Origin of the sequence: Streptomyces sp. NPDC088554, assembly GCF_044752945.1 — a bacterium.
Classification (GTDB): domain Bacteria; phylum Actinomycetota; class Actinomycetes; order Streptomycetales; family Streptomycetaceae; genus Streptomyces.
The window spans coordinates 129,277-154,150 of sequence record NZ_JBIVMF010000002.1 but is presented as its reverse complement, the minus strand read 5'-3'; the positions used below and the strand labels follow the sequence as shown (position 1 = coordinate 154,150).

At 71.2% G+C, this 24,874-nt stretch carries 21 protein-coding genes; 17 read left to right on the top strand and 4 right to left on the bottom strand.

Annotated elements, in window-relative coordinates; all coding sequences use genetic code 11:
- Positions 1-311 precede the first annotated feature (311 nt).
- Together ACIP8W_RS02745 and speB are read right to left on the bottom strand one after the other, a co-directional pair.
- The gene (locus tag ACIP8W_RS02745) at positions 312-2,036 is read right to left on the bottom strand and encodes a thiamine pyrophosphate-binding protein (protein WP_402201692.1); all 1,725 of its coding nucleotides are present in this window, start codon (positions 2,034-2,036) and stop codon (positions 312-314) included.
- Positions 2,033-3,037, bottom strand: coding sequence for an agmatinase (gene speB / locus ACIP8W_RS02740; protein WP_401952600.1), 1,005 nt, complete (start codon positions 3,035-3,037; stop codon positions 2,033-2,035). Before speB ends, ACIP8W_RS02745 begins: the two co-directional genes overlap by 4 nt.
- A gap of 611 nt (positions 3,038-3,648) precedes the next feature.
- Here speB and ACIP8W_RS02735 point away from each other — a divergent pair.
- On the top strand, positions 3,649-4,806 hold the full coding sequence (locus ACIP8W_RS02735; protein ID WP_401952598.1) for an acyl-CoA dehydrogenase family protein: 1,158 nt from the start codon (positions 3,649-3,651) through the stop codon (positions 4,804-4,806).
- A 108-nt stretch (positions 4,807-4,914) separates the two neighbouring features.
- Positions 4,915-5,730: an acyl-CoA thioesterase gene (locus ACIP8W_RS02730; RefSeq protein ID WP_401952840.1), complete on the top strand. Its 816-nt coding sequence runs from the start codon at positions 4,915-4,917 to the stop codon at positions 5,728-5,730.
- Between the two features lie 79 nt (positions 5,731-5,809).
- Here the strand turns inward: ACIP8W_RS02730 and ACIP8W_RS02725 are convergent, their stop codons facing one another.
- Positions 5,810-6,589 (bottom strand): phosphatase, encoded by a 780-nt coding sequence (locus tag ACIP8W_RS02725; RefSeq protein ID WP_401952837.1) that lies wholly within the window; start codon positions 6,587-6,589, stop codon positions 5,810-5,812.
- Between the two features lie 146 nt (positions 6,590-6,735).
- Between ACIP8W_RS02725 and ACIP8W_RS02720 the strand changes: the two genes are divergently transcribed.
- From ACIP8W_RS02720 to ACIP8W_RS02710, 3 genes are all read left to right on the top strand, one after another.
- Positions 6,736-7,221: a peroxiredoxin gene (locus ACIP8W_RS02720; protein ID WP_401952595.1), complete on the top strand. Its 486-nt coding sequence runs from the start codon at positions 6,736-6,738 to the stop codon at positions 7,219-7,221.
- Between the two features lie 88 nt (positions 7,222-7,309).
- Positions 7,310-7,555, top strand: coding sequence for a type II toxin-antitoxin system Phd/YefM family antitoxin (locus ACIP8W_RS02715; protein ID WP_402201689.1), 246 nt, complete (start codon positions 7,310-7,312; stop codon positions 7,553-7,555).
- A gap of 51 nt (positions 7,556-7,606) precedes the next feature.
- Positions 7,607-7,906, top strand: a complete 300-nt coding sequence (locus tag ACIP8W_RS02710) for a type II toxin-antitoxin system RelE/ParE family toxin (protein ID WP_402151681.1) — start codon at positions 7,607-7,609, stop codon at positions 7,904-7,906.
- Positions 7,907-7,919: 13 nt separating this feature from the next.
- Here ACIP8W_RS02710 and ACIP8W_RS02705 read toward each other — a convergent pair whose 3' ends face one another.
- Positions 7,920-8,609 (bottom strand): TetR/AcrR family transcriptional regulator, encoded by a 690-nt coding sequence (locus ACIP8W_RS02705; protein ID WP_401952589.1) that lies wholly within the window; start codon positions 8,607-8,609, stop codon positions 7,920-7,922.
- Between the two features lie 122 nt (positions 8,610-8,731).
- On the opposite strand from ACIP8W_RS02705, the gene ACIP8W_RS02700 reads away from it, so the two are divergent.
- From ACIP8W_RS02700 to glmS, 12 genes are all read left to right on the top strand, one after another.
- Positions 8,732-10,348, top strand: coding sequence for a carboxyl transferase domain-containing protein (locus ACIP8W_RS02700; protein WP_401952586.1), 1,617 nt, complete (start codon positions 8,732-8,734; stop codon positions 10,346-10,348).
- An 18-nt stretch (positions 10,349-10,366) separates the two neighbouring features.
- The gene (locus ACIP8W_RS02695; protein ID WP_402201686.1) at positions 10,367-12,655 is read left to right on the top strand and encodes a biotin carboxylase N-terminal domain-containing protein; all 2,289 of its coding nucleotides are present in this window, start codon (positions 10,367-10,369) and stop codon (positions 12,653-12,655) included.
- Positions 12,652-13,605 carry a hydroxymethylglutaryl-CoA lyase gene (locus ACIP8W_RS02690; protein WP_402201684.1) on the top strand — a complete coding sequence of 318 codons (954 nt, stop codon included), beginning with the start codon at positions 12,652-12,654 and terminating at the stop codon, positions 13,603-13,605. Before ACIP8W_RS02695 ends, ACIP8W_RS02690 begins: the two co-directional genes overlap by 4 nt.
- Before the next feature lie 8 nt (positions 13,606-13,613).
- Positions 13,614-14,795 carry an acyl-CoA dehydrogenase family protein gene (locus ACIP8W_RS02685; protein WP_401952579.1) on the top strand — a complete coding sequence of 394 codons (1,182 nt, stop codon included), beginning with the start codon at positions 13,614-13,616 and terminating at the stop codon, positions 14,793-14,795.
- A 315-nt stretch (positions 14,796-15,110) separates the two neighbouring features.
- On the top strand, positions 15,111-15,962 hold the full coding sequence (locus ACIP8W_RS02680; protein ID WP_402201682.1) for a siderophore-interacting protein: 852 nt from the start codon (positions 15,111-15,113) through the stop codon (positions 15,960-15,962).
- A 230-nt stretch (positions 15,963-16,192) separates the two neighbouring features.
- Positions 16,193-17,635, top strand: a complete 1,443-nt coding sequence (locus tag ACIP8W_RS02675) for a pyridoxal phosphate-dependent decarboxylase family protein (protein WP_401952574.1) — start codon at positions 16,193-16,195, stop codon at positions 17,633-17,635.
- Positions 17,619-19,022, top strand: coding sequence for a SidA/IucD/PvdA family monooxygenase (locus ACIP8W_RS02670; RefSeq protein WP_402201680.1), 1,404 nt, complete (start codon positions 17,619-17,621; stop codon positions 19,020-19,022). Before ACIP8W_RS02675 ends, ACIP8W_RS02670 begins: the two co-directional genes overlap by 17 nt.
- Positions 19,019-19,597 carry a GNAT family N-acetyltransferase gene (locus ACIP8W_RS02665; RefSeq protein ID WP_401952570.1) on the top strand — a complete coding sequence of 193 codons (579 nt, stop codon included), beginning with the start codon at positions 19,019-19,021 and terminating at the stop codon, positions 19,595-19,597. Before ACIP8W_RS02670 ends, ACIP8W_RS02665 begins: the two co-directional genes overlap by 4 nt.
- Complete coding sequence (locus tag ACIP8W_RS02660) at positions 19,594-21,438, top strand: IucA/IucC family protein (protein WP_402201678.1); 1,845 nt, start codon at positions 19,594-19,596, stop codon at positions 21,436-21,438. Before ACIP8W_RS02665 ends, ACIP8W_RS02660 begins: the two co-directional genes overlap by 4 nt.
- 65 nt (positions 21,439-21,503) lie before the next feature.
- Complete coding sequence (locus tag ACIP8W_RS02655; RefSeq protein WP_402152528.1) at positions 21,504-22,409, top strand: DUF4429 domain-containing protein; 906 nt, start codon at positions 21,504-21,506, stop codon at positions 22,407-22,409.
- A gap of 140 nt (positions 22,410-22,549) precedes the next feature.
- Complete coding sequence (locus ACIP8W_RS02650; RefSeq protein ID WP_401952565.1) at positions 22,550-22,825, top strand: hypothetical protein; 276 nt, start codon at positions 22,550-22,552, stop codon at positions 22,823-22,825.
- A gap of 95 nt (positions 22,826-22,920) precedes the next feature.
- Positions 22,921-24,750, top strand: a complete 1,830-nt coding sequence (gene glmS / locus ACIP8W_RS02645) for a glutamine--fructose-6-phosphate transaminase (isomerizing) (protein WP_401952562.1) — start codon at positions 22,921-22,923, stop codon at positions 24,748-24,750.
- Positions 24,751-24,874: the final 124 nt, after the last annotated feature.

Genomic DNA, 24,874 nt, shown 5'->3' with positions numbered 1-24,874 from the left:
GAGCACGCGTTCCCGTTCCGGTTGCATGCTCGAACAAATGATGCATGGGGAGGGGTGAAAGGTTGTACGCCGGTCCGTACCACTGGGGGCTCGGACAGCGGGGCGGGGTGGCGGGACGCGCCGTCCCGCCACCCGGGGAAATCCGGGTCAGGCGTCAGGAGCGCAGGTCAGCCCGTGGACGCGCGGGCGGCCAGGCGGCCGGAGGGGCCGGCCAAAGGACACAAAAGGCCGGGGCCGTGAGTTTCCTCTCTCCGCCACCGGCCGGTGCTCTGCGGCATCGGGCACAGTGCCACAGAGCACCGCAGATGCCCCTACGGACGCGTCGACAGGTGCGTCGGCGCGAACATCCGCAGGACGGCGGGGAGGACCACCACCGAAGGGCCCGGCGCCGCCAGCGCCTTGGCGAGGTCCTCGCGGAGCGACTCCGGTGCCGTACGGACCGCTGGGACGCCGAACGACTCGGCGAGGGCCACGAAGTCGGGGCGGGCCCGCTCCGTACCCGCGGCCTCACCGAAGGCTTCGGTCGCGCCGAAGGCTTCGGTCGCGCCCTCGCGCGGGATGCCTCGGCCATCGTCGTCGACGATCAGCCAGGTGACCGGCAGGCCGTACTGCCGGGCGGTGGCCAGTTCGGCTGTCGAGTACATGGCCCCGCCGTCGCCCGAGACGGCGAGCACGGGCCTGGTACGGTCCGCCGCCGCCGCGCCCAGCGCCGCCGGGAAGCCGTAGCCGGGGCCGCCCGCGCCCTGTGCCGAGTGCATCGGTCCCGGCCAGGCAGACCAGGCCCAGTAGGTCAGCGCCGTCATGTCCCAGAAGCTGGCGGACGTGGCGGGCAGCGCCTCGCGGACAGCGGCCAGCACCCGCTGCTCCAACGTGCGGTCCTGGGCCGCGATCCGCTCCCGTACCTTCGCGAGCACCGTGCGTACGGCCGCCGCGGCGGCCGGGTCGTGGCGCGGCTCCACCGACTCCAGCAGCGCGGCCAGCGCGGCCCTGGCGTCGGCGTGGATGCCGAGCGCGGGGTGGTTGGCCTCCAGCTTGCCGGGGTCGGCCTCGATCTGGATCACCCGGCCACGGGGACGCAGCGTGTGGTGGTTGGAGGACAGCTCGCCCAGGCCCGAGCCGACGACCAGCAGAACGTCCGCGTCCTCCAGGAAGTCGGTGGTGTGGCGGTCCGCCAGCCAGGACTGGAGCGACAGGGGGTGTTCCCAGGGGAAGGCGCCCTTGCCGCCGAAGGTGGTGACGACCGGCGCGTCCAGCTTCTCGGCGAGCGCCTTGAGCTTGCCGGACGCGTCCGCCCGTACGACCCCGCCGCCCGCGATGATCATCGGGCGTTCGGCGTGGGACAGCGCGTGCGCGGCGACGGCGGTCAGCTCGGGTCGGGGCAGCGGCTCGCGCGGGGTGGCGTCCATGGCGGTGACCAGCGGCAGGGAGGTCCCGGCCCGCAGGACGTCCTGCGGGATCTCGACCCAGACCGGGCCGTGCGGGGCGGTGAGCGCGGACTCCCAGGCGGCGGCGATGGCGGACGGGATCTGCGAGGCCGCCCCGACCACGTGCACGGACTTCACGATGTCCCGGAAGGACGCCTGCTGGTCGCGCAGCTCGTGCAGATAGCCGTGGCGTCCGCCGCCGAGGCCCGCCGCCGGGATCTGGCCGGCGATAGCGAGCACGGGCGCCGACGCGGCGGCCGCCTCGGCGAGCGCGGGCAGCGCGGTGAGCGCACCGGGACCGGCGGGGAGCAGCAGCGGGGCGACCTCGCCGGTGACCCGGCCGTAGGCGTCGGCGGCGAAGCCCGCGTTGCTCTCGACGCGCAGCCCGACGTACTGGAGCGAGGAGCGGCGCAGTGCGTCGGACAGGCCGGGCGCGTGCTGTCCCGGCAGCCCGGAGGTGGTGGTCACGGGCCCGAAGACGGTGGTCGCGCCGAGTCCGTACAGCGTCTCGACGACCAGGTCACCGCCGGTCCGGCCGGGCGGGGGGTTCAGGGCGGCGGCGGTCTGCTCGGGGGTGAAGGGCGGGATGTCGTGGTCGTGGTCGTGCATCACCCGGCCGTCCTTTCGGCGGCGATCCGGCGGGCCATGACCGTCGTCAGCTCGTACGCCGTGTGGGAGGCGGCGACGGAGGTGATCTCCGCGTGGTCGTAGGCGGGGGCGACCTCCACGACATCGGCCGAGACCAGGTCGCAGGAGGCCAGACCGCGCACGATCTCCAGCAGCTCGCGCGAGGTGAGCCCGCCGGCCTCGGGCGTGCCGGTGCCGGGCGCGTGCGCCGGGTCCAGCACGTCGATGTCTATGGAGATGTAGAGCGGCCGGTCCCCGATGCGCTGCCGCAGCTGGTCGGTGATCTCGTCCACACCCCGGCGCATCACATCGGCGGAGGTGACGATCCCGAACCCCATTTTCGCGTCGTCGTCCAGGTCACGCTTCCCGTACAGCGGGCCGCGCGTCCCGACGTGGGAGAGCGCCTCGGTGTCGAGGATGCCTTCCTCGACGGCCCGGCGGAACGGCGTGCCGTGGGTGTACTCCGCGCCGAAGTAGGTGTCCCAGGTGTCCAGATGGGCGTCGAAGTGGAGCAGCGCGACCGGTCCGTGGCGCTTCGCGACCGCGCGCAGCAGCGGGAGCGCGATGGTGTGGTCACCGCCGAGGGTCATCAGCCGCGCGCCGGTGCCGAGCAGCTCGTCGGCGGCCGCCTCGACCGTCTCGACGGCCTCGTCGATGTTGAACGGGTTGACCGCTATGTCCCCGGCGTCCGCGACCTGCGCCAGCGCGAACGGCGACGCGTCCTGCGCGGGGTTGTACGGCCGCAGCAGCCGCGACGCCTCCCGGATCGCGTTCCCCCCGAAGCGGGCGCCCGGCCGGTAGGACACCCCGGAGTCGAAGGGCACGCCGACGACGGCGACATCGGCGGTGGACACCTCGTCCAGCCGGGGCAGCCGGGCGAAGGTCGCCGGGCCCGCGTACCTCGGGATCCGGGACGAGTCCACCGGACCGCGCGGCCCGTCCGCACGGGTCCTCGGCAAGGTGTCGGGTCCGTTGCTGCTGCTCATCGGTGGGGCCTTTCGGGCTCGGGCGTCCTGCGGGCACGGCTCCGCCGCGTGCGGGCCGCGCCACGTCTTCTCGTACCGCTCCTCAAGAATGCACCCGACCACTGACAGTGACCGCTCCGGGCTCCGGAGTGACCCTCCGCTACGACCCGCCCTGCCATGTCGCACGCCGTGCCGCACCCCGCTCCCGCCGCGCCGAACCCCGCGCCCTCCCGGGGAGCCACTGGGCCGATCCGAGCAGGGTCGTCACCCGGGAACCGCCCAGCCGGCCCGCCAGGACCGCCGCGCCCACGGCGCCCGCCGAGGGGGTGCGACAAGGGACAGCTCCCGCTCATCACGCAGGGACCGCCGGTTCGCCACACGGAATCGCAGCAGCACACCGTCCCCCTTCTCTCGCGCGGTCAGCGTAATCGTCCGCACTGACATCCGTACGTACGGACGTCAGCGTGGACGGCCGCGACCTCCGGCGGCCGCCGGACGTTCCGATACGGACTACGCGGTGGATTTCGCACCGCGCATCGCTCTGGACACCCGAACGAACTCCCGGGTAACTTGGACTGAGCAAGCGCTTAGATTCAGTCGCCGCAGAGCAGGCCGACCAAGGAGGGCTCCCCGTGCGCCGTACCGTTTACAACGAGGACCACGAGGCGTTCCGGGAGACCATCCGGGCCTTTATCGAGGCCGAGGTCGTTCCCGTGCACGATCAGTGGTACGAGGCCGGGCAGGCGCCGCGCGAGTTCTACCATGCCCTGGGCGACCTGGGGATCTTCGGTATCGAGGTGCCGGAGGAGTACGGCGGGGCCGGCGAGGAGTCGTTCAAGTTCCAGGCGGTGATCACCGAGGAGTGCGCGCGGGCGGCGGTGTCGTTCGGTGGGTCGGGCGTGCACGTCATGCTCTGTCTGCCGTATCTGAAGGCGTACGCCACCGAGGAGCAGAAGAAGCGCTGGCTGCCGGACTTCGTCAGCGGCCGGGCCATGTACGCCATCGCCATGACCGAGCCGGGGACCGGTTCCGACCTGGCGGGGATGAAGACGACGGCGAAGCTGTCCGAGGACGGTACGCACTACGTGCTCAACGGCTCGAAGACGTTCATCACGGGCGGTGTCCACGCGGACCGCGTGATCGTCTGCGCCCGTACCGCCGCGCCGACCGCCGAGGACCGGCGGTTCGGGATCTCGCTGCTGGTGGTGGACACGAAGGCGGAGGGGTACGCGGTCGGCCGCAAGCTGGACAAGCTGGGGCTGAAGACGTCCGACACCGCCGAGCTGTCGTTCAGCGACGTCAAGGTGCCGGTGGAGGATCTGCTCGGCGAGGAGAACCAGGGGTTCTCGTACCTCGGCCAGAACCTCCCGCAGGAGCGGCTGGGCATCGCCGTCGGCGCGTACGCGCAGGCCGCGGCGGCCGTACGGTTCACGCAGGCGTACGTGCAGGAGCGGACGGTCTTCGGCAAGAGCGTCGCGTCCTTCCAGAACACCAAGTTCGAGCTGGCGGCCTGCAAGGCGGAGGTGGACGCGGCGGAGGCCGTCGTCGACCGCGCGATGGAGGCGCACGACCTGGGCGAGCTGTCGGCGGCCGAGGCGGCCTCCGCGAAGCTCTTCACCACCGAGGTCGCGCACCGTGTCATCGACAAGTGCCTCCAGCTGCACGGCGGCTACGGCTACATGAACGAGTACCCGATCGCCCGGCTGTACGCGGACAACAGGGTCAACCGGATCTACGGCGGCACCAGCGAGGTCATGAAAATGATTATCGCCAAGTCGATGGGGCTCTAGAATTCGCCCCATGCCCCACACCGTGTGCGAAGCCCCCGCGTGAAGCCTGTGAACAACGCCCTTGAGGACCTCCTCGGCCTGCTCGATCTGGAGCGGGTCGAGGAGAACATGTTCCGTGGCCTGAGCCTTCCCGGCGTCGTCCCGCGCGTCTTCGGCGGGCAGGTCGCCGCGCAGGCGCTGGTGGCGGCGGGCCGTACGGTCGACGCCGACCGGAGCGCGCACTCCCTGCACGCGTACTTCCTGCGGCCGGGCGATCCCGGCCTGCCGATCGTCTACACGGTCGACCGGATCAGGGACGGGCGTTCGTTCACCACGCGCCGGGTCGTCGCGATCCAGCGCGGCCAGCCGATCTTCCATCTCTCGGCCTCCTTCCAGCTGCACGAGGAGGGCCTGGAGCACCAGACGGAGATGCCGGACGCGCCGGATCCGGAGACCCTGCTGACGGCGGAGGAGTCGCTGCCGGACTACGCGGCGGGGTTCGCCGATCCGGGCATGCTGGACCGGCTGCTGGAGGCGCGGGCGGCGGTCGATCTGCGGTACGTGGACGCGCCGCCGTTCGGCAGTGTGGGGGAGGCACGGGAGCCGCGGTCGCAGGTGTGGTTCCGGACGGCGGGCAAGCTGACGGACGATCCGCTGCTGCACGTGTGCCTGGCGACGTACGTCTCGGACATGACGCTGCTGGACTCGGTGCTGCTGGCCCACGGGCGGGGCGGCTGGGCGGTCGGTGATGTGGTGGGGGCGAGCCTGGACCACGCGATGTGGTTCCACCGGCCGTTCCGCGCGGACGAGTGGCTGCTGTACGACCAGCAGTCACCGTCGTCGTCCGGCGGGCGCGGGCTGGGCCAGGCGCGTATCTACACGCGCGACGGCCGGCTGGCAATCTCCGTGATCCAGGAGGGCGTGATCCGCTCACCGCGCGGCTGAGCGCCGGGGCGTGCGGGCCGCCGCCGGACGGTACTGGCCGCGCTGACCGTACCGGCCGTACTGTCCGCCGTACCGGCCGTCAGAGCAGGCCCGCCGCGTTGAGCAGATAGGCCGTCATCGGGTCGTAGAAGCGCGGGTCGGTCACATGATCGTCCAGCGGTACGGTCACCTGGAGCGTGCCCTCCGCCTCCGCGAGGAACAGCGCGGGGTCGTTGCAGTCCGCGTAACCGATCGAGTCCAGGCCGCGCTGGCCCGCGCAGCCCGCCCAGCCGTGGTCCGCGAGGACGAGGTCCGGCTGTGGTCTGCCGTCGCGCTCCAGGCCGTCCAGGATGGCGCGCATGGGCTCGGGCGAGTGGGTGTGCCAGAGGGTCGCGCCACGCTCCAGGACAGCGACACCGGCGAACTGGAAGACCATGCCCTCGTCCGCGACCAGGCCGCCCGGAATCCGTACGATCTCGCAGCCGGCCGCCCGCAGGGCGTCCGCGGTCTGCCGGTGCACGTCCAGCAGCCCGCCCGGGTGGCCGGTCGCGAACAGCACGCTCTCCTTGCCGTCCGCCGCCTTGCGCAGCCGGGCGGCCATCCGCTCCAACGCGTCGACGGTCAGCTCGGGGTCGATGGTGTCCTGGCCCGCCCGGTGCTCCGGATCGTCGCTCACCCCGCACCGCTCGGCCATCACCGCGAGCACGTCCTGCTCGTCGCTCCAGCGGTCCCCCAGCTCCAGGCCGAGCCAGTAATGGCGGTCGCCATTGGCGAGTTTGCGGTAGTGGGAGAGGTTGTTGTCGCGGGGGGTGGCGACATTTCCTGCGATACGGGTACGGACGAGATGGTCGACAAGGGCGGGGCGACTCGGTATCGGTATCGGCATGCTGCCATTGTGCCGCCCGGCACGGAGAGGGCGCCGGATGTCCCGCACCCCGGGACGGTCCGGGGGCGCGGGGAGGCATACCGTCCAGCCCATAGGCATAACGTAACGCATCCGCGTTCCTCGCAGTTTGGGAGTGACCTGTGGCAGCATCACCCGACCTCGGCCGGCCGGTGGAGGACTTCACCCTGCCGGGCGGCGTCCTCGACGGCGACACCTTCGTACGGCGGGACTACAGCCTGACGGAACGGCGCGGGCACCCCCTGATCATCGCGTTCTACCCCGGCGACAACACGACCGTCTGCACCAAGCAGCTGTGCTCGTACTCCAGCGGACTGGAGATCTTCACGGACCTCGGGGCGGAGGTGTGGGGCATCAGCCCGCAGGATGTCGACAGCCACGAGTCCTTCGTCCGCCAGTACGACCTCAGGATCCCGCTCCTGGCCGACACGGACCGGTCGGTCGCGCGGGCGTTCGGTGTCGCCGCGCCGGGCATCGGGGTACGGCGCTCGGTGTTCCTGGTGGGCCCGGACGGCGCGCTGCGCTGGAAGCACGTCGCCCTGCTCGGCATGACGTTCCAGCCGGTGGAGACGCTGGCCCGGGAGCTGGAGGCGCTCAAGGCCGCCTGAGCGGCCGGATGGTGGGGGGGAGGCAGGGGTTCCGGCCTCCCCCCCACGGTCTCCGGGGCCGTAGATGTACACCTGCCACATTCGTTACATGAGTGAGCCGGTGGTCGAGTCCATGGCCGAGGTCCGCAGCCACCTGGCGGACGCCATAGACCGTGCGCGGCGCGACAATACCCCCACCGTCATCACCCGCCGTGGCCGGGAAGAAACCGTTCTGGTCGATATCGACGAGTACCGACGCCCGCGACGGCTCGCGGAGCAGAGCGAGGACGCCTGGCTCAACCAGCTCGCCGACGAAGCCGAATCCGAGGGGGACAGCAGGTTCCATCTCCCTTGAGGGCATGGCCGAGCTGCTCCGCTCGCACCACGCCCGACAGCGCCCGCTCCCATGGGACACACCACACGATTCACCCCGCACGCCCAGCGTGACATGCTCAAGATCCCCCGCCCCGACGCCATACGCATCCTTCAGCGCCTCGCCGCACTCCGGAAAGCCATGGACCAGGGCGACACCAGCGCCTTCGGCATCAAGGCGCTCCAGGGCCACCATGCCCGATGGCGGCTCCGGGTCGGCGATCACCGTGCCGTGTACACGGTCGAGCGTGCCGTATACACGGTCGAGGACGGTCAGCCGCTCGTACGGGTGTCGGCGGTCGGTCACCGTCGCGAGATCTACCGCTCCATGTGAGTCCCCCGCCGTGTCACGCCGGGCGCGTCTCCTTGTCAGCCCCCGGGCGCGTCTCCTTGTCAGCCCCCAGCCGCGTCACGCCGGGCGCCTCCTCGGCGACCTCCGCCGGGTCCGAGAGGGCCGCGAAGGCGCCGTGGGCGAGGCGGCGGAGGAGGTTCTCGGTGGCCGTACGGGTGGGGAGGCCCGCGCCGTACGAGCCGAGGTGGGGGGTGGAGTTGAGCAGGCCGAAGACGGCGTGGACGGCGCCACGGGCCCGGACCTCGGGAATGTGCGGGTGAAGGTCGCGGACGACGGCGACCCACAGCTCGACGTACTGGCGCTGGAACTGGCGCACCAGCTTGCGGTCGCTGTCGCGCAGCCGGTCCAGTTCGCGGTCGTGGAGGGTGATCAGCGCTCGGTCGTCGAGGGCGAAGTCGATATGGCCGTCGATCAGCGAGGCCAGCAGGGCCGCCGGGTCGTCCGGGCCCGCTTCGCGCACCCGTAGCCTGCCGCCGTCCAGCAGCCGGCTGCTGATGCCGACCAGCAGTTCGGCGAGCATCGCGTCCTTGCCCGCGAAGTGGCGGTACAGACCGGGGCCGCTGATGCCGACCGCCGCTCCTATCTCGTCGACGCCGACCCCGTGGAAACCGCGCTCGGCGAAGAGTCGCGCGGCCTGCTTGAGGATCTGCTCGCGGCGGGTCGGGGCCGGGGTCCGGGGGCTCATGGGAAATATTCTAGACAGGGTGGTTAGCGGTCGTTAACTTGGACATAATCGAGTGAGCGGTCGTTAACCATCGGGTGAGCGGGCGCCAACCATGGGGTGAGTTCGTGAGGGAGGTACGTGCGATGCGGCAGGCACCCGTGCTGGTCAGCGCAGCCGACCCGGCGTCGGAGACCTGGCGGGCCAATGAGGCGGCCCATCAGGCGCTGGCCGACGAGCTGCGGGCCCGGCTGGTCGCGGCCCGGCTCGGCGGCGGCGAGAAGGCCCGCGCGCGGCACACGGCGCGCGGGAAGCTGCTCCCGCGCGACCGGGTGGACACCCTGCTGGATCCCGGCTCCCCCTTCCTGGAGCTGGCCCCGCTCGCCGCCGAGGGGATGTACGGGGGCGCGGCCCCGGCGGCCGGGGTGATCGCCGGGATCGGCCGGGTCAGCGGCCGCGAGGTGGTGATCGTCGCCAATGACGCCACGGTCAAGGGCGGCACGTACTACCCCATGACGGTGAAGAAGCACCTCCGCGCCCAGGAGGTCGCCCTGGAGAACAGGCTGCCGTGCCTGTATCTGGTGGACTCCGGCGGCGCCTTCCTCCCCCTCCAGGACGAGGTCTTCCCCGACCGCGACCACTTCGGGCGGATCTTCTACAACCAGGCCCGGATGTCCGGCGCCGGTATCCCGCAGATCGCGGCGGTGCTCGGCTCGTGCACGGCGGGCGGCGCCTATGTCCCGGCGATGAGCGACGAGGCCGTGATCGTCCGGAATCAGGGGACGATCTTCCTGGGCGGGCCACCGCTGGTGAAGGCGGCCACGGGCGAGGTCGTCACCGCCGAGGAGCTGGGCGGCGGCGAGGTCCACTCCCGTACGTCGGGGGTCACCGACCATCTCGCGGAGGACGACGCGCACGCGCTGCGCATCGTGCGCACGATCGTCTCCACGCTCCCGGCGCGCGGCGCGCTCCCCTGGTCCGTCGAGCCCGTGGAGGAGCCCAAGGCCGACCCCGCCGGGCTGTACGGCGCGGTGCCGGTGGACTCCCGCACGCCCTACGACATCCGGGAGGTCATCGCCCGGGTGACCGACGGCTCGCGATTCGCCGAGTTCAAGGCCGAGTTCGGTACGACACTGGTCACCGGCTTCGCCCGGATCCACGGCCATCCGGTCGGCATCGTCGCGAACAACGGCATCCTGTTCTCCGAATCCGCCCAGAAGGGCGCGCACTTCATCGAGCTGTGCGACCAGCGCGGTATCCCGCTGCTCTTCCTCCAGAACATCTCCGGCTTCATGGTCGGCCGGCAGTACGAGGCGGGCGGGATCGCCAAGCACGGCGCGAAGATGGTGACGGCCGTGGCCTGCGCGCGGGTGCCGAAGCTGACGGTCGTGGTCGGCGGTTCGTACGGCGCGGGGAACTACTCGATGTGCGGCCGGGCCTACTCCCCCCGCTTCCTGTGGATGTGGCCCAACGCCAAGATCTCGGTAATGGGTGGCGAGCAGGCCGCCTCCGTCCTGGCGACCGTCAAGCGCGACCAGTTGGAGGGGCGCGGCGAGGAGTGGGCCGCCGAGGACGAGGAGTCCTTCAAGGCCCCGATCCGCGCGCAGTACGACACCCAGGGCAACGCCTACTACGCGACCGCGCGGCTCTGGGACGACGGCGTGATCGATCCGCTGGAGACCCGGCAGGTGGTGGGGCTGGCCCTGACCGCGTGTGCCAACGCGCCGCTGGGCGAGCCCGGCTTCGGCGTCTTCCGGATGTGAGAGATGAGGGCTTCGGGAATGTTCGACACGGTTCTGGTCGCCAACCGCGGTGAGATCGCGGTACGCGTCATCCGCACCCTGCGGAGGCTGGGGGTGCGCTCCGTCGCCGTCTTCAGCGACGCGGACGCGGATGCCCGGCATGTCCGGGAGGCCGACACGGCGGTCCGGATCGGCCCGACGGCCGCAGCCGAGAGCTATCTCTCGGCCGCCCGGCTGCTCGACGCCGCCGCACGGACGGGCGCGGAGGCCGTCCACCCCGGTTACGGCTTCCTCGCGGAGAACGCGGCCTTCGCGCGGGCCTGCGCGGACGCCGGGCTGGTCTTCATCGGGCCGCCCGCCGCCGCGATCGAGCTGATGGGCGACAAGATCCGCGCCAAGGAGAGGGTACGCACAGCGGGGGTCCCGGTGGTGCCCGGCTCCTCGGGCAGCGGGCTGACCGACCTCGAACTGACCGCCGCGGCGGGCCTGATCGGGATGCCGGTGCTGCTGAAACCCTCGGCGGGCGGTGGCGGCAAGGGCATGCGGCTGGTGCGGTCCGAGTCCCTGCTCGCCGAGGAGATCGCGGCGGCCCGCCGCGAGGCGCGCTCCTCCTTCGGGGACGACACCCTGCTCGTGGAGCGCTGGGTGGACCGCCCACGCCATATCGAGATCCAGGTCCTGGCGGACGCCCACGGGAACGTGGTGCATCTGGGCGAGCGCGAGTGCTCGCTCCAGCGCCGCCACCAGAAGATCATCGAGGAGGCGCCCTCCGTCCTGCTCGACGAAGCGACCCGTGCGGCGATGGGCGAGGCCGCGGTGCAGGCCGCGCGCTCCTGCGGGTACGCGGGCGCGGGGACGGTCGAGTTCATCGTCCCCGGCCGCGACCCCGCGTCGTACTACTTCATGGAGATGAACACCCGTCTCCAGGTCGAGCACCCCGTCACGGAGCTGGTCACCGGACTGGACCTGGTGGAGTGGCAACTCCGGGTCGCCGCCGGGGAGGAGCTCCCCTTCGCCCAGACCGATATCGCCCTCACCGGCCATGCGGTGGAGGCACGTATCTGCGCCGAGACGGTGACCGGCGCGGAGGGCTCCCAGGGCTTCCTGCCCTCCGGGGGGACGGTGCTGGCGTTGCGCGAGCCGGACGCCGAGGGAGTACGGACGGACTCGGGCCTCGCCGAGGGCACGGAGGTCGGTTCCGCCTACGACCCGATGCTCGCCAAGGTCATCGCCCACGGCCCGGACCGCGCCACGGCACTGCGCAGACTCCGCGCCGCCCTGGCGGAGACGGTCACCCTCGGCGTCCCGACGAACGCGGGCTTCCTGCGCCGGCTGCTGGCCCACCCGGCGGTGGTCGCGGGCGACCTGGACACGGGCCTGGTCGAGCGCGAGGCGGCGGGCCTGGTGGAGGGCACCGTGCCGCCCGAGGTGTACGCGACGGCGGCGCTGCTGCGCCACGGCGGGCCGGGGGCGGAGGTGCCCGGGGCGCCCGGGGCGTCGGGCGTGGGCGCGGCGGCTTCCGGCACGGACGGGGGCGAGGTCGGGGGCGGCTGGACCGATCCCTTCTCGGTGCCCAGTGGCTGGCGGCTCGGCGGTGAGCCCGCCTGGACCGTGCACCATCTGCGGGTGTCCGGGCAGGAGCCGGTGGCCGTCCGGGTGCGCGGCGCCGTATCGGCCGCGACGGTCCGGCTCGGGGAGGGCACGGACGGGCCGGGCACGGACGGGCCGGGCACGGACAGGTCGGGCACGGACAGGTCGGGCACGGACAGGTCGGGCACGGACGGGCCGGGCACGGACAGGTCGGGCACGGACGATGCGCCGGTCGCCGCCCGCGTCCTGTCCACCGGGGGCGGCCGGCTGAGCGTGGAGTACGGCGGGGTCACCCACACCTTCCACCGGGCCGGGGCCTGGCTCGGCAGGGACGGGGACAGCTGGCACGTCCAGGACTTCGACCCCGTCGAGGCCGCCCTGCGCGGGGCCGCCGGGGCCGGGGGCGCGGACGCGCTGACCGCGCCGATGCCCGGGACCGTGACAGTCGTCAAGGTGGCGGTCGGGGACGAGGTCGTCGCCGGGCAGAGTCTGCTGGTCGTCGAGGCGATGAAGATGGAGCACGTCCTCTCCGCACCGCACGACGGCACCGTCACCGAGCTGGACGTCACCCCCGGTTCCACGGTCACCATGGACCAGGTGCTGGCCGTCGTCACCCCGGCCGCCGACATCACGACCGCCGTCACCCCGGCCGCCGACATCACGACCGCCGTCACCCCGACCGGCGACATCACGACCGCCGTCACCCCGACCGGCGACATCGCACGGGAGGAATCATGACCGCAGGACTGCCCATGACCGTCCCCTCACCCGGGCTGCCGTCCCGGGTCCGGGTCCATGAGGTGGGCGCGCGCGACGGGCTCCAGAACGAGAAAGCGGTCGTACCGACCGAGGTCAAGGCGGAGTTCATCCACCGGTTGGTGGACGCGGGGCTGCGGACGGTGGAGGCGACCAGCTTCGTACGCCCCGAGTGGGTGCCGCAACTCGCGGACGCGGAGCGGCTCTTCCCGCTGCTCGCCGACCTGGACGCGGAGCTGCCCGTCCTCGTACCGAACACGCGGGGGCTGGAGCGTGCCCTCTCCCTCGGGGCCCGGCGGATCGCGGTGTTCGCCAGCGTCACGGAGTCGTTCGCCAAGGCCAATCTGAACCGGACCGTGGACGAGTCGCTCGCCATGTTCGAGCCGGTCGTCACGGCGGCCCGTGAGCGGAAGGTCCATGTCCGGGGCTATCTCTCCATGTGCTTCGGCGACCCGTGGGAAGGCGCGGTCCCCATCCGCCAAGTGGTCCGGGTGGCCAAGGCACTCAGGGAGCTGGGCTGCGACGAGCTGAGCCTCGGGGACACGATCGGGACCGCCACCCCCGGCCATGTGCGCGCCCTCCTCACCGAGTTGAACGCGGAAGGCGTACCGACGGACGTCCTCGGCGTGCACTTCCACGACACCTACGGCCAGGCGCTCTCCAACACCCTGGCCGCGCTCCAGCACGGAGTGACCACCGTGGACGCCTCCGCCGGGGGCCTCGGCGGCTGCCCGTTCGCGAAGAGCGCCACCGGAAATCTCGCCACCGAAGACCTCGTGTGGATGCTCGACGGCCTCGGTGTGGAAACCGGCGTCGACCTCGGCCGGCTCACCGCCACCAGCGTCTGGCTGGCCGAACGGCTGGGCCGCCCCAGCCCTTCCCGTACCGTCCGTGCGCTGTCGCCGAGTCAGGCACCGTCCCACAAGGAGTGACTCCCCCGATGTCCCTGGACCACCGGCTCTCCGCCGAACACGAAGAACTGCGCCGCACCGTCGAGGCCTTCGCCCATGACGTCATCGCGCCCAAGATCGGCGACCTGTACGAGCGGCACGAGTTCCCGTACGAGATCGTCCGCGAGATGGGCCGAATGGGCCTGTTCGGGCTGCCGTTCCCGGAGGAGTACGGCGGCATGGGCGGCGACTACCTCGCGCTCGGGATCGCCCTCGAAGAGCTGGCCCGCGTCGACTCCTCGGTGGCGATCACCCTGGAGGCCGGGGTCTCCCTGGGCGCCATGCCGATCTACCGCTTCGGTACGGAGGAGCAGAAGCGCGAGTGGCTCCCCCGGCTCTGCTCGGGCGAGCTGCTCGGCGCGTTCGGGCTGACCGAGCCGGACTGCGGGTCGGACGCGGGCGGGACCCGCACCACGGCCGTGCGGGACGGGGACGAGTGGGTGATCAACGGCAGCAAGTGCTTCATCACCAACTCCGGGACCGACATCACCGGTCTGGTCACGGTCACCGCCGTCACCGGCCGCAAGCCCGGTCCGGACTCCGACCCCTCCGGCGGCCGTCCCGAGATCTCCGCGATCATCGTCCCGTCCGGCACCCCCGGCTTCACCGTGGCGGCGCCGTACTCCAAGGTCGGGTGGAACGCGTCGGACACCCGCGAGCTGTCCTTCTCCGATGTGCGGGTCCCGGTGGGGAATCTGCTGGGCGAGGAGGGCCGGGGATACGCGCAGTTCCTGCGGATCCTCGACGAGGGCCGGATCGCGATCTCCGCGCTGGCGACCGGGCTGGCCCAGGGGTGTGTGGACGAGTCGGTGACGTACGCCAAGGAGCGCCACGCGTTCGGCCGGCCGATCGGTGCCAACCAGGCCATCCAGTTCAAGATCGCCGACATGGAGACCCGCGCGCACATGGCGCGGGTCGGCTGGCGGGACGCGGCCTCCCGGCTCGTCCACGGCGAGCCGTTCAAGAAGGAGGCGGCCATCGCGAAGCTGTACTCCTCGACGGTCGCCGTCGACAACGCCCGCGAGGCCACCCAGATCCATGGCGGCTACGGGTTCATGAACGAGTATCCGGTGGCCAGGATGTGGCGCGACTCCAAGATCCTGGAGATCGGCGAGGGCACCAGCGAGGTCCAGCGGATGCTGATCGCGCGGGAGTTGGGCATGTCGGGCTGAGAACGGCCGCGCATACGGCCGCGGGAGCGGGAGCAGCACGGAGGCCGTACCGAGCCGGTACGCCAAGGGGCAGGGCGCGCGGGCGCTCTGCCCCTTGGCGTGTCCCGGTGCCCTACGGAAGACGGCGGCGGAGCCCCCTGGGCCAATTGATTAGGTTAGGCTAACCTACTTTCGGTGCGCCCCTCTCGTGCACCGCGCGCCCTGATCCCTGATCCCGATCCCCGATCCCCGATCCCCGATCCCCGACGATCCGGCACCGACCATCGGCCACCCCCGCCACCGGCCGACGAACCCGCGAAGAAGGTCGACCCACCCATGGACACGGCTGAGACCGCCCCGTTCCGCTTCTTCTCCCTCCAGGTCGTACGGACGCGGCGGCTCGGCCCGTCCATGGTCCGGATCACCTTCGGGGGCGAGGATCTCGCCCGGTTCGCCTCGGGCGGCCGCGACCAGAGCCTCTCGCTCTTCCTGCCACATCCGGGCCGGCCCGCGCCCGTCGTCCCCGTCGAGGAGGGCGACAACTGGTGGGCCGCCTGGCGGGCGCTGCCCGAGGACGTACGGGCCGTGATGCGTTCGTACACCCTGCGCGCGCAGCGCCGCGACCCCGACGAGGTCGATATCGATTTCGCGCTGCACGAGGACGGCGGCCCGGCCTGCCGCTGGGCGGGCCGGGCCGGGACCGGGGACCGGGTGCTGGTCCTGGGGCCCGCCGTCGCGGAGAACACGGCGGTGCGCTTCCGGCCGCCGGCCGACGCCGACTCCGTACTGATCTGGGCCGACGAGACGGCGCTGCCCGCCGCGTCCGCGATCCTGGAGTGGCTGCCCGCCCAACTGAGGGCCGACGTCTGGCTTGAGGTCCCGCGCGGCGGGGACCGGCAGCCGCTGCGCACCGCCGCCGACGCCAGGATCACCTGGCTGGTACGGGAGGAGGGCGCGCCCCCCGCGCTGGAGGCCGTGCGCGCGGCCGAGCCGCGCGGCACCCGCCCGTACGCCTGGATCGCCGGGGAGTCGGGGACCGTCAAGGAGTTGCGCCGCCATCTGGTGCGCGAGCGCCGGATCGACCGCCGCCGCGTGACGTTCGTCGGTTACTGGCGGCGCGGGGTGAGCGAGGAGCAGCTCCGGGAGGCCGCGGTGAAGGCCGAGGAGAGCGCCGCCGGAGCCGCGTAACTCCCGCCCGCGGCAACCATCTACGGTACGCGCGTCACGGAAGGGGCGTGTGCGACAGCGAGACACCCTTGAATCGTGAAGTTAGGTTAGGCTAACCTAACTTTACGCCGTGCCTCCGTCCTGATTCCTGTCATCGGAGGCGCGGCGACACCCCCTCGACCGCCCCCTCGACCGCCCAAACAACCCCCCACACGCACCCACGCACCCCCATACCTCCCGGGAGGACCTTGATGCGTACGCACCTGCTCAATGACACGACGGCGGAGCGTTACCGACGCTCCGTCACCGAAGGGGTCGAGCGGGTCGCGGCCCAACTCTCGTCAACCAAAAAGCCGTTCAGCGGAATCACCCCGGACGCGCTCGCCCCGGTCGTCTCCGCCGTCGATCTGGACCGGCCGCTGGGGGACGCCTCGGCCGCCCTGGACGAGTTGGAGCGCGTCTATCTGCGGGACGCCGTCTACTTCCACCACCCGCGCTATCTCGCCCATCTCAACTGCCCGGTCGTCATCCCGGCCGTCCTCGGCGAAGCAGTGCTCTCCGCCGTCAACTCCTCCCTCGACACCTGGGACCAGAGCGCGGGCGGCACCCTCATCGAGCGGAAGCTGATCGACTGGACCACCGGCAGGATCGGTCTCGGCGCCGCCGCGGACGGCGTGTTCACCAGCGGCGGTACGCAGTCCAACCTCCAGGCCCTGCTGCTGGCCCGCGAGGAGGCCAAAACCGCCGAGCCGGCGAAACTGCGCGTCTTCGCCTCCGCGTGCAGCCACTTCAGCGTCCAGAAGTCGGCCACCCTGCTCGGGCTCGGCCCCGAGGCCGTCGTCTCCGTCCCCTGCGACCGCGACCGGCGCATGCGGACCGTCGCCCTCGCCGCCGAGCTGGAGCGCTGCCGCCGCGAGGGGCTGATCCCGATGGCGGTCGTCGCCACCGCGGGCACCACCGACTTCGGCTCCATCGACCCGCTGCCGGAGATCGCCGCGCTCTGCGCGCAGTACGACACCTGGATGCACGTCGACGCGGCGTACGGCTGCGGGCTGCTGACCTCCCGTACCCGCCGCTCGCTGCTCGACGGCATCGAGCACGCCGACTCCGTCACCGTCGACTACCACAAGTCCTTCTTCCAGCCGGTGAGTTCCTCGGCCGTGCTGGTACGGGACGGGGCCACCCTGCGCCATGCCACGTACCACGCGGACTATCTCAACCCGCGCAGGACCGTCCAGGAGCGCATCCCCAACCAGGTCGACAAGTCGCTCCAGACCACCCGCCGTTTCGACGCCCTCAAACTGTGGATGACACTGCGGGTGATGGGCGCGGACGGTGTGGGCGAGCTGTTCGACGAGGTCTGCGACCTGGCCGCCGAGGGCTGGCGGGTGCTCGCCGCCGATCCGCGCTACGACGTCGTCGTGGAGCCCAGCCTCTCCACGCTCGTCTTCCGCTACCTCCCCGAGCGCGTCACCCGCCCCACCGAGATCGACCGGGCCAATCTCCACGCCCGCAAGGCGCTGTTCGCCTCCGGCGAGGCCGTGGTCGCCGGGACGAGCGTCGACGGCCGCCAGTACCTCAAGTTCACCCTGCTCAACCCCGAGACCACCGTGCGGGACATCACCGCCGTCCTCGATCTGATCGCCGGCCACGCCGAGCAGTACCTGGGAGAGTCCCTTGTCCACGCGTCCTGACCACCCCCGCGAGCCGCGTACTCCGCGCGATCCGTGTACTCCGCGCGAGCCGCGTACTCCGCACAAGCCACGCACTCCGCGCGATCCGGACAAGCCGTACGACTTCGTCGGCATCGGACTCGGCCCCTTCAACCTGGGGCTGGCCTGCCTCACGGAGCCGATCGACGAACTCGACGGGGTCTTCCTGGAGTCGAAACCCGGCTTCTCCTGGCACTCCGGGATGTTCCTCGAAGGCGCCCACCTCCAGACGCCGTTCCTCTCCGACCTGGTCACCCTGGCCGACCCGACCTCGCCGTACTCCTTCCTCAACTACCTGAAGGAATCGGGGCGGCTGTACTCCTTCTACATCCGCGAGAACTTCTATCCGCTGCGGATCGAGTACGACGACTACTGCCGCTGGGCCGCCGCGCGGCTCTCCAGCGTGCGCTTCGGCCGGACGGTCACCTCCGTCTCGTACGAGGAGGAGGGCGAGCTGTACGTCGTCCGCGCCGGCGACGAGACGTACCGCGCCCGCCATCTCGTGCTGGGTACCGGCACCCCGCCGTACCTCCCCGAGAGCTGCCGGGACCTCGGCGGGGACTTCCTGCACAACTCCCGCTACCTGCAGGGCAGGGCGGAGCTGCGGAAGAAGCGTTCCATCACCCTGGTCGGCAGCGGGCAGAGCGCGGCGGAGATCTACTACGACCTGCTCTCCGAGATCGATGTCCACGGCTACCGGCTCAACTGGATCACCCGCTCCGCTCGGTTCTTCCCGCTGGAGTACACCAAGCTCACGCTGGAGATGACCTCCCCGGAGTACATCGACTACTTCCACGCGCTGCCGGAAGCCACCCGCTACCGGCTGGAGGCGGACCAGAAGGGCCTGTTCAAGGGCATCGACTCGGAGCTGATCAACGACATCTTCGATCTGCTCTACCAGAAGAACCTCAAGGGCCCGGTCCCCACCCGGCTGCTCGCCAACACGGCGCTCCACTCCGCCACGTACGACAGCGGCAGCGGCAGCGGCAGCGGCAGCGGTACGTACACCCTGGGCCTGCGCCAGGAGGAGCAGGGGCAGGACTTCTCGCTCACCACCGAGGGGCTCGTCCTCGCCACCGGGTACCAGTACGTCACCCCCGCCTTCCTGGAGCCGGTCCGCGACCGGCTCCGGTGGGACGGGCAGGGCCGCTTCGATGTCGCCCGCAACTACAGCATCGACACCACCGGACGCGGGATCTTCCTCCAGAACGCCGGGGCGCACACCCACAGCATCACCTCGCCCGACCTGGGCATGGGCCCCTACCGCAACGCGTACATCATCGGCGAGCTGCTGGGCCGCGCGTACTACCCCGTCGAGAAGGCCATCGCGTTCCAGGAGTTCGCCGCCCCGGAAGGCACCGTCGTATGAGCGCCCCCGTCCTGTTCGCCCGTACCGACGAGCGCCTCGGCCGGTTCGAGGTCCGCGCCGTCGACCCGTTCGCCGACGCCGAGCTGCTGCACGGCTGGGTGACCCACCCCAAGGCCGCCTACTGGCTGATGCGGGACGCCACCCTGCCGGACGTCGAGCGCGCGTACATGTCCATCGCCGCCTCCGCGCACCACGACGCCCTCCTCGGGCTCCACGAGGGCCGTCCCGCCTTTCTGATCGAGCGGTACGACCCGGCGGAGGTCGAGCTGAAGGGGCTGTACGACGCCCTGCCCGGCGACATCGGCATGCACTTCCTCGTCGCCCCGGTCGACGCGCCGCGGCGGCTGCCCGGCTTCACCCGCGCCGTGATCACCACGGTCATGGCACTGCTCTTCGACGATCCCGCCGTACGACGGGTGGTCGTCGAACCCGACATCCGCAACACCGCCGTCCACGCGCTCAACGACGCCGTCGGATTCCAGGTCGTGGAGAGACTCGCGAAGCCGGAGAAGGACGCCCTGCTGAGCGTGTGTACGCGTGAGATGTTCCTGGCCTCACAAGGAGTCGCCCGATGAACCGCCCGCCCCTCTCCCCCGTCCCCGCCGTCCGTACCGACGTGACCGGCGGCGTCTCGCATCTGACCCCCGCGCTATGGGACCGGGCGGGACGGCTGCTGATCAGGAAAGCGCTCGCGGAGTTCTCCCACGAGCGCATCCTGACCCCCGAGCCACTCGGCGGAGACGGGAGAGGCGCCGGGGAACGTTATGCCGTACGCGGCGACGACGGGTCCACCGAGTACCGCTTCACCGCCCGCCGGTTCGCACTCGACCACTGGCAGATCCCCGCCGACTCGATCACCCGCCACCGGGACGACGCCGAACTCCCGCTCGACGCACTCGACTTCTTCATCGAACTGCGCGACACGCTCGGGCTCTCCGCCGAGATCCTGCCGGTCTATCTGGAGGAGATCTCCTCCACGCTGGCCGGGACGGCGTACAAACTCACCAAGAAGCCGGTGACCTCGGCGGAGCTGATCACCGCCGGGTTCCAGGAGATCGAGACGGGGATGACCGAGGGCCACCCCTGTTTCGTCGCCAACAACGGCAGGCTGGGCTTCGGCGTCGACGAGTACCGCGCGTACGCCCCCGAGACCGCCGCCCCGGTCCGGCTGATCTGGCTCGCGGCCCACCGCGACCACGCCACCTTCACCGCGGGCGCCGGACTCGACTACGCCTCGCTGGTACGGGAGGAGCTGGCGCCCGCCACCCGGGAGCGGTTCGCCACCGTCCTGCGTGACCAGGGCCTCGACCCGGAGCGGTACCTCCTGATCCCGGTCCACCCCTGGCAGTGGTGGAACAAACTCTCCGTCACCTTCGCCGGCGAGCTGGGCCACCGCCGTCTGGTCTGCCTCGGCGAGGGCGACGACGACTATCTGGCCCAGCAGTCGATCCGTACCTTCTTCAACACCGGCGACCCGGCCAGGCACTACGTCAAAACGGCGCTGTCCGTCCTCAACATGGGCTTCATGCGCGGCCTGTCGGCCGCGTACATGGAGGCCACCCCCGCGATCAACGACTGGCTCGCGCGACTGATCGACAGTGACGCCATCCTGCGCGCGGCACGCTTCTCGATCATCCGGGAGCGGGCGGCCATCGGCTACCACCACCGGCAGTACGAGGCGGCCACCGCCAAGGGCTCCCCGTATCTGAAAATGCTGGCCGCGCTCTGGCGGGAGAGCCCCGTGCCCTCGCTCCGGGGGCGGGAACGGCTCGCCACCATGGCGTCGCTGCTCCATGTCGACCGGGCGGGCGGCTCCTTCGCGGGCGCGCTGATCGCCGAGTCGGGACGGTCGCCCGCCGACTGGCTGCGCCGCTATCTGGACGCGTACCTCGTACCGGTGCTGCACTCCTTCTACGCGTACGACCTGGTCTTCATGCCGCACGGCGAGAACGTGATCCTGGTCATCGAGGACGGCACCGTACAACGCGCGATCTTCAAGGACATCGCGGAGGAGATCGCGGTGCTGGACCCGCACGCCGTGCTGGACCCGGCGGTCGAGCGGATCCGCGCGGACGTGCCCGAGGAGATGAAGATCCTGTCGGTCTTCACCGATGTCTTCGACTGCTTCCTGCGCTTCCTCGGCGCCGAACTGGTCACGGACGGGGTGCTGCCCGACGAGGACGTCTTCTGGCGGACGGTCGCCGAGTGCGTCAGGGGCTACCAGGGGTCCGTACCGCAGCTCGCCGACAAATTCGCGCGGTACGACCTGTTCGCCGGGGAGTTCGCGCTGTCCTGCCTCAACCGGCTCCAGCTGCGCGACAACAGGCAGATGGTCGACCTCGCCGACCCGGCGGGCGCGCTCCAGCTCGTCGGCACCCTGACGAACCCCATCGCGCGATTCGCGGACGGGCTCTGACACCGGTCCCGGCGCGGGCTCCGAAAGGTTTGGCAGAGCCCTTCGGAGCCCGTCAGAATCGTCGTATGGCGGAAATCATCCAGCAGGACGGTACGTGGACCTTCGACGGGGACACGGTCCGTATCGTGCCCGGCAAGGACAGAGGCGTCGGGCTGCTCCGCAGGACGCTCGGCGAGATCGCCGTACCGCTGGAGGCGCTGGCGGGGATCTCCTTCGAGACCGGGCGCAAGTCCGGGCGGCTGCGGCTGCGGCTGCGCGACGGCGCCGACCCGCTGCTCCGGATCACCGGGGGCGGCGGCCGGGACGACGCCATGGACCCGTACCGGCTGACCGTCGAGAACGACCGTACGGGCGTCGCCGAATACCTCGTCGACGAGGTGCGCAACGCCCTGCTGCTGGAGCAGGTGGGGACCGGCCCCGTCGACCGCTACCTGCTGCCGGGACCCGCGCTGCCGATCACCGTGGGCGCGGGGGACGGGACCGTCACCTTCGACGGCGAGCGGATCAAGCTGGAGTGGAACTGGAAGACCGAGACCGCCAAGGCCTCCGGCGGGCCCAGGAGCCTCGCCCTCGACGAGGTGCGGGGCGTGGAGTGGCGCCCCAGCTCCGGTCTGGAGAACGGCTTCCTGCGGTTCCGGACGGGCCGGGCGCCGGTGTCGACCCCGCCGAAGTACGACCCGCACGCGGTGGAGCTGTGGGGGTTCCGGAAGGACCCGCTAATGGCGTTGGTGGGGGCCGCGGTGGTCGCCAGGATCGAGCACCCGAACGCGCTGTCCCTCTCCGTACCGTCGTCCCCCGCCCTCACCGAGGCCCCGGAGCCCGCCCCCTCCCCCGAGCCGGCCCCGGCACCCGACTCCGATCACGACACCCTGCTGCGGCGGCTGCGGGAGCTGGGCGAGCTGCGTGAGACGGGGGTGCTCACCGCCGAGGAGTTCACCCTCGCCAAACAGGCCGTCCTCAGGCGGCTCTGACCTCGCCCACGGGGTGCGCACGGGCCTTTCACAGAGCCACACACGCCTTATACGGGCTGCGCGAACCTCATATACGGGATTCCTGCCCGATTCCGGGCAGGAATGTTGCAAAGATCCGGACGCACCCGCAATATCGACGAGTGCTCGACCGCCGCTCGTCGTACGACGATCTTATTGACCATCTGGTCCGCTCCACCGCGCTCCATCGCGGCGAGGCCGCCCGGGTGGTACTCGACGTGCTGGCGTACTTCGACGAGACGACCGAGGAATTCGTCCGCCGCCGCCATCGCGAGATGCAGTCCGGCGGCGGCACGAACACGGAGATCTTCGAACGGATCTCGGCCGAACTGCCGCACCGCGCGGTGGCGCCCCCGGAGCTCTCGCTCCGACAGCTGCGCCGCATCGTCTACGGCTGAGGCACGGCCGAGGTACGGCTGGGACACGGCCGAAGTACGGCACCGGAGTCGGGCCGGGCCGGGCACGCATCATTCATCAGGAGGGGTAGAGACGTATGTGCGGAATCGTCGGGTATATCGGCAGGCGTGATGTGGCACCGCTGCTGCTGGAGGGGCTTCAGCGGCTGGAGTACCGGGGGTACGACTCCGCGGGCATCGTCATCACCGGCAAGCCGGCCGCGGGCAGGGCCGCCGCGCTGAAGATGGTCAAGGCCAAGGGCCGCGTCCGCGACCTGGAGGCCCGCGTCCCCAAGCGCTTCGCCGGGACCACCGGCATCGCCCACACCCGCTGGGCCACCCACGGCGCCCCGAGCGACGAGAACGCGCACCCGCACCTGGACCCCGAGGGCAAGGTCGCCCTCGTCCACAACGGGATCATCGACAACGCCTCCGAGCTGCGCGTGAAGCTGGAGGCCGACGGGGTCGTCTTCCTCTCCGAGACCGACACCGAGGTACTGACCCACCTCATCGCCCGCTCCCAGGCCCCGACGCTGGAGGAGAAGGTCCGCCAGGCGCTCAAGCTGATCGACGGCACCTACGGCATCGCCGTCCTGCACGCCGACTTCCCGGACCGCATCGTCGTCGCCCGCAACGGCTCGCCGGTCGTCCTCGGCATCGGCGAGAAGGAGATGTTCGTCGCCTCCGACGTGGCGGCGCTGGTCTCCCACACCCGCCAGGTCGTGACCCTGGACGACGGCGAGATGGCCACCCTCAAGGCCGACGACTTCCGTACCTACACGACCGAGGGTTCGACCACCTCGGCGACGCCGACCACCGTGGAGTGGGAGGCCGAGTCGTACGACATGGGCGGCCACGACACGTACATGCACAAGGAGATCTCCGAGCAGGCCGACGCCGTGGACCGGGTGCTGCGCGGCCGGATCGACGACCGGTTCTCCACCGTGCACCTGGGCGGGCTCAACCTCGACGCCCGCGAGGCGCGCGGGGTGCGCCGGATCAAGATCCTGGGCTGCGGCACCTCGTACCACGCGGGCATGATCGGCGCGCAGCTGATCGAGGAGCTGGCGCGGATCCCCGCGGACGCCGAGCCGGCCTCCGAGTTCCGCTACCGCAACCCGGTCGTGGACCCCGACACGCTGTACATCGCGGTGTCCCAGTCCGGCGAGACGTACGACGTGCTGGCGGCGGTCCAGGAGCTGAAGCGCAAGGGCGCGCGGGTGCTCGGCGTGGTGAACGTCGTCGGCTCGGCCATCGCCCGGGAGACCGACGGCGGGGTGTACGTACACGCGGGCCCGGAGGTCTGTGTCGTCTCCACCAAGTGCTTCACCAACACCGTGGTCTCGTTCGCGCTGCTGGCGCTGCACCTGGGCCGGATCCGCGATCTGTCCGTCGCGGACGGCAAGCGGATCATCGCGGGGCTGCGCAGGCTGCCCGAGCAGATCGCCGAGATCCTGGCGACGGAGGGGGACATCGAGAAGCTGGCCGCGCAGTACGCGCAGGCCAAGTCGATGATGTTCATCGGCCGGGTGCGCGGCTACCCGGTGGCGCTGGAGGCATCCCTGAAGCTCAAGGAGATCTCCTACATCCACGCGGAGGCGTATCCGGCCTCCGAGCTGAAGCACGGGCCGCTGGCGCTGATCGAGCCCGCCCTGCCGACCGTCGCGATCGTCCCCGACGACGAACTGCTGGAGAAGAACCGGGCCGCGCTGGAGGAGATCAAGGCGCGCAGCGGTCCGATCCTGGCGGTGGCGCACCGGCACCAGGAGAAGGCGGATCACACGATCGTGGTACCGAAGAACGAGACCGAGCTTGACCCGATCCTGATGGGCATCCCGCTCCAACTGCTGGCGTACCACACGGCGCTGGCGCTGGGCCGGGACATCGACAAGCCCCGCAACCTCGCGAAGTCCGTGACGGTCGAGTAGGCGCCTCCGGAGGTATCCGTACGACGAGAAGTCCCCGGCGCGTGCCGCACAGCGCGCCGGGGACTCTCAAGTTGGCCGAGAAACGAAGCCGGGGTGGCGCTTCGGGCCGCGGGGGTTCCGTCCG

Coding starts and splice junctions, on each gene's coding strand:
- speB (WP_401952600.1), bottom strand. CDS start 3,037: ATGAGCAGCAGCAACGGACCCGACACCTTGCCGAGGACCCGTGCGGAC.
- ACIP8W_RS02730 (WP_401952840.1), top strand. CDS start 4,915: ATGTTCCGTGGCCTGAGCCTTCCCGGCGTCGTCCCGCGCGTCTTCGGC.
- ACIP8W_RS02715 (WP_402201689.1), top strand. CDS start 7,310: ATGAGTGAGCCGGTGGTCGAGTCCATGGCCGAGGTCCGCAGCCACCTG.
- ACIP8W_RS02710 (WP_402151681.1), top strand. CDS start 7,607: ATGGGACACACCACACGATTCACCCCGCACGCCCAGCGTGACATGCTC.
- ACIP8W_RS02705 (WP_401952589.1), bottom strand. CDS start 8,609: ATGAGCCCCCGGACCCCGGCCCCGACCCGCCGCGAGCAGATCCTCAAG.
- ACIP8W_RS02700 (WP_401952586.1), top strand. CDS start 8,732: ATGCGGCAGGCACCCGTGCTGGTCAGCGCAGCCGACCCGGCGTCGGAG.
- ACIP8W_RS02695 (WP_402201686.1), top strand. CDS start 10,367: ATGTTCGACACGGTTCTGGTCGCCAACCGCGGTGAGATCGCGGTACGC.
- ACIP8W_RS02690 (WP_402201684.1), top strand. CDS start 12,652: ATGACCGCAGGACTGCCCATGACCGTCCCCTCACCCGGGCTGCCGTCC.
- ACIP8W_RS02685 (WP_401952579.1), top strand. CDS start 13,614: ATGTCCCTGGACCACCGGCTCTCCGCCGAACACGAAGAACTGCGCCGC.
- ACIP8W_RS02680 (WP_402201682.1), top strand. CDS start 15,111: ATGGACACGGCTGAGACCGCCCCGTTCCGCTTCTTCTCCCTCCAGGTC.
- ACIP8W_RS02675 (WP_401952574.1), top strand. CDS start 16,193: ATGCGTACGCACCTGCTCAATGACACGACGGCGGAGCGTTACCGACGC.
- ACIP8W_RS02665 (WP_401952570.1), top strand. CDS start 19,019: ATGAGCGCCCCCGTCCTGTTCGCCCGTACCGACGAGCGCCTCGGCCGG.
- ACIP8W_RS02660 (WP_402201678.1), top strand. CDS start 19,594: ATGAACCGCCCGCCCCTCTCCCCCGTCCCCGCCGTCCGTACCGACGTG.
- ACIP8W_RS02655 (WP_402152528.1), top strand. CDS start 21,504: ATGGCGGAAATCATCCAGCAGGACGGTACGTGGACCTTCGACGGGGAC.
- glmS (WP_401952562.1), top strand. CDS start 22,921: ATGTGCGGAATCGTCGGGTATATCGGCAGGCGTGATGTGGCACCGCTG.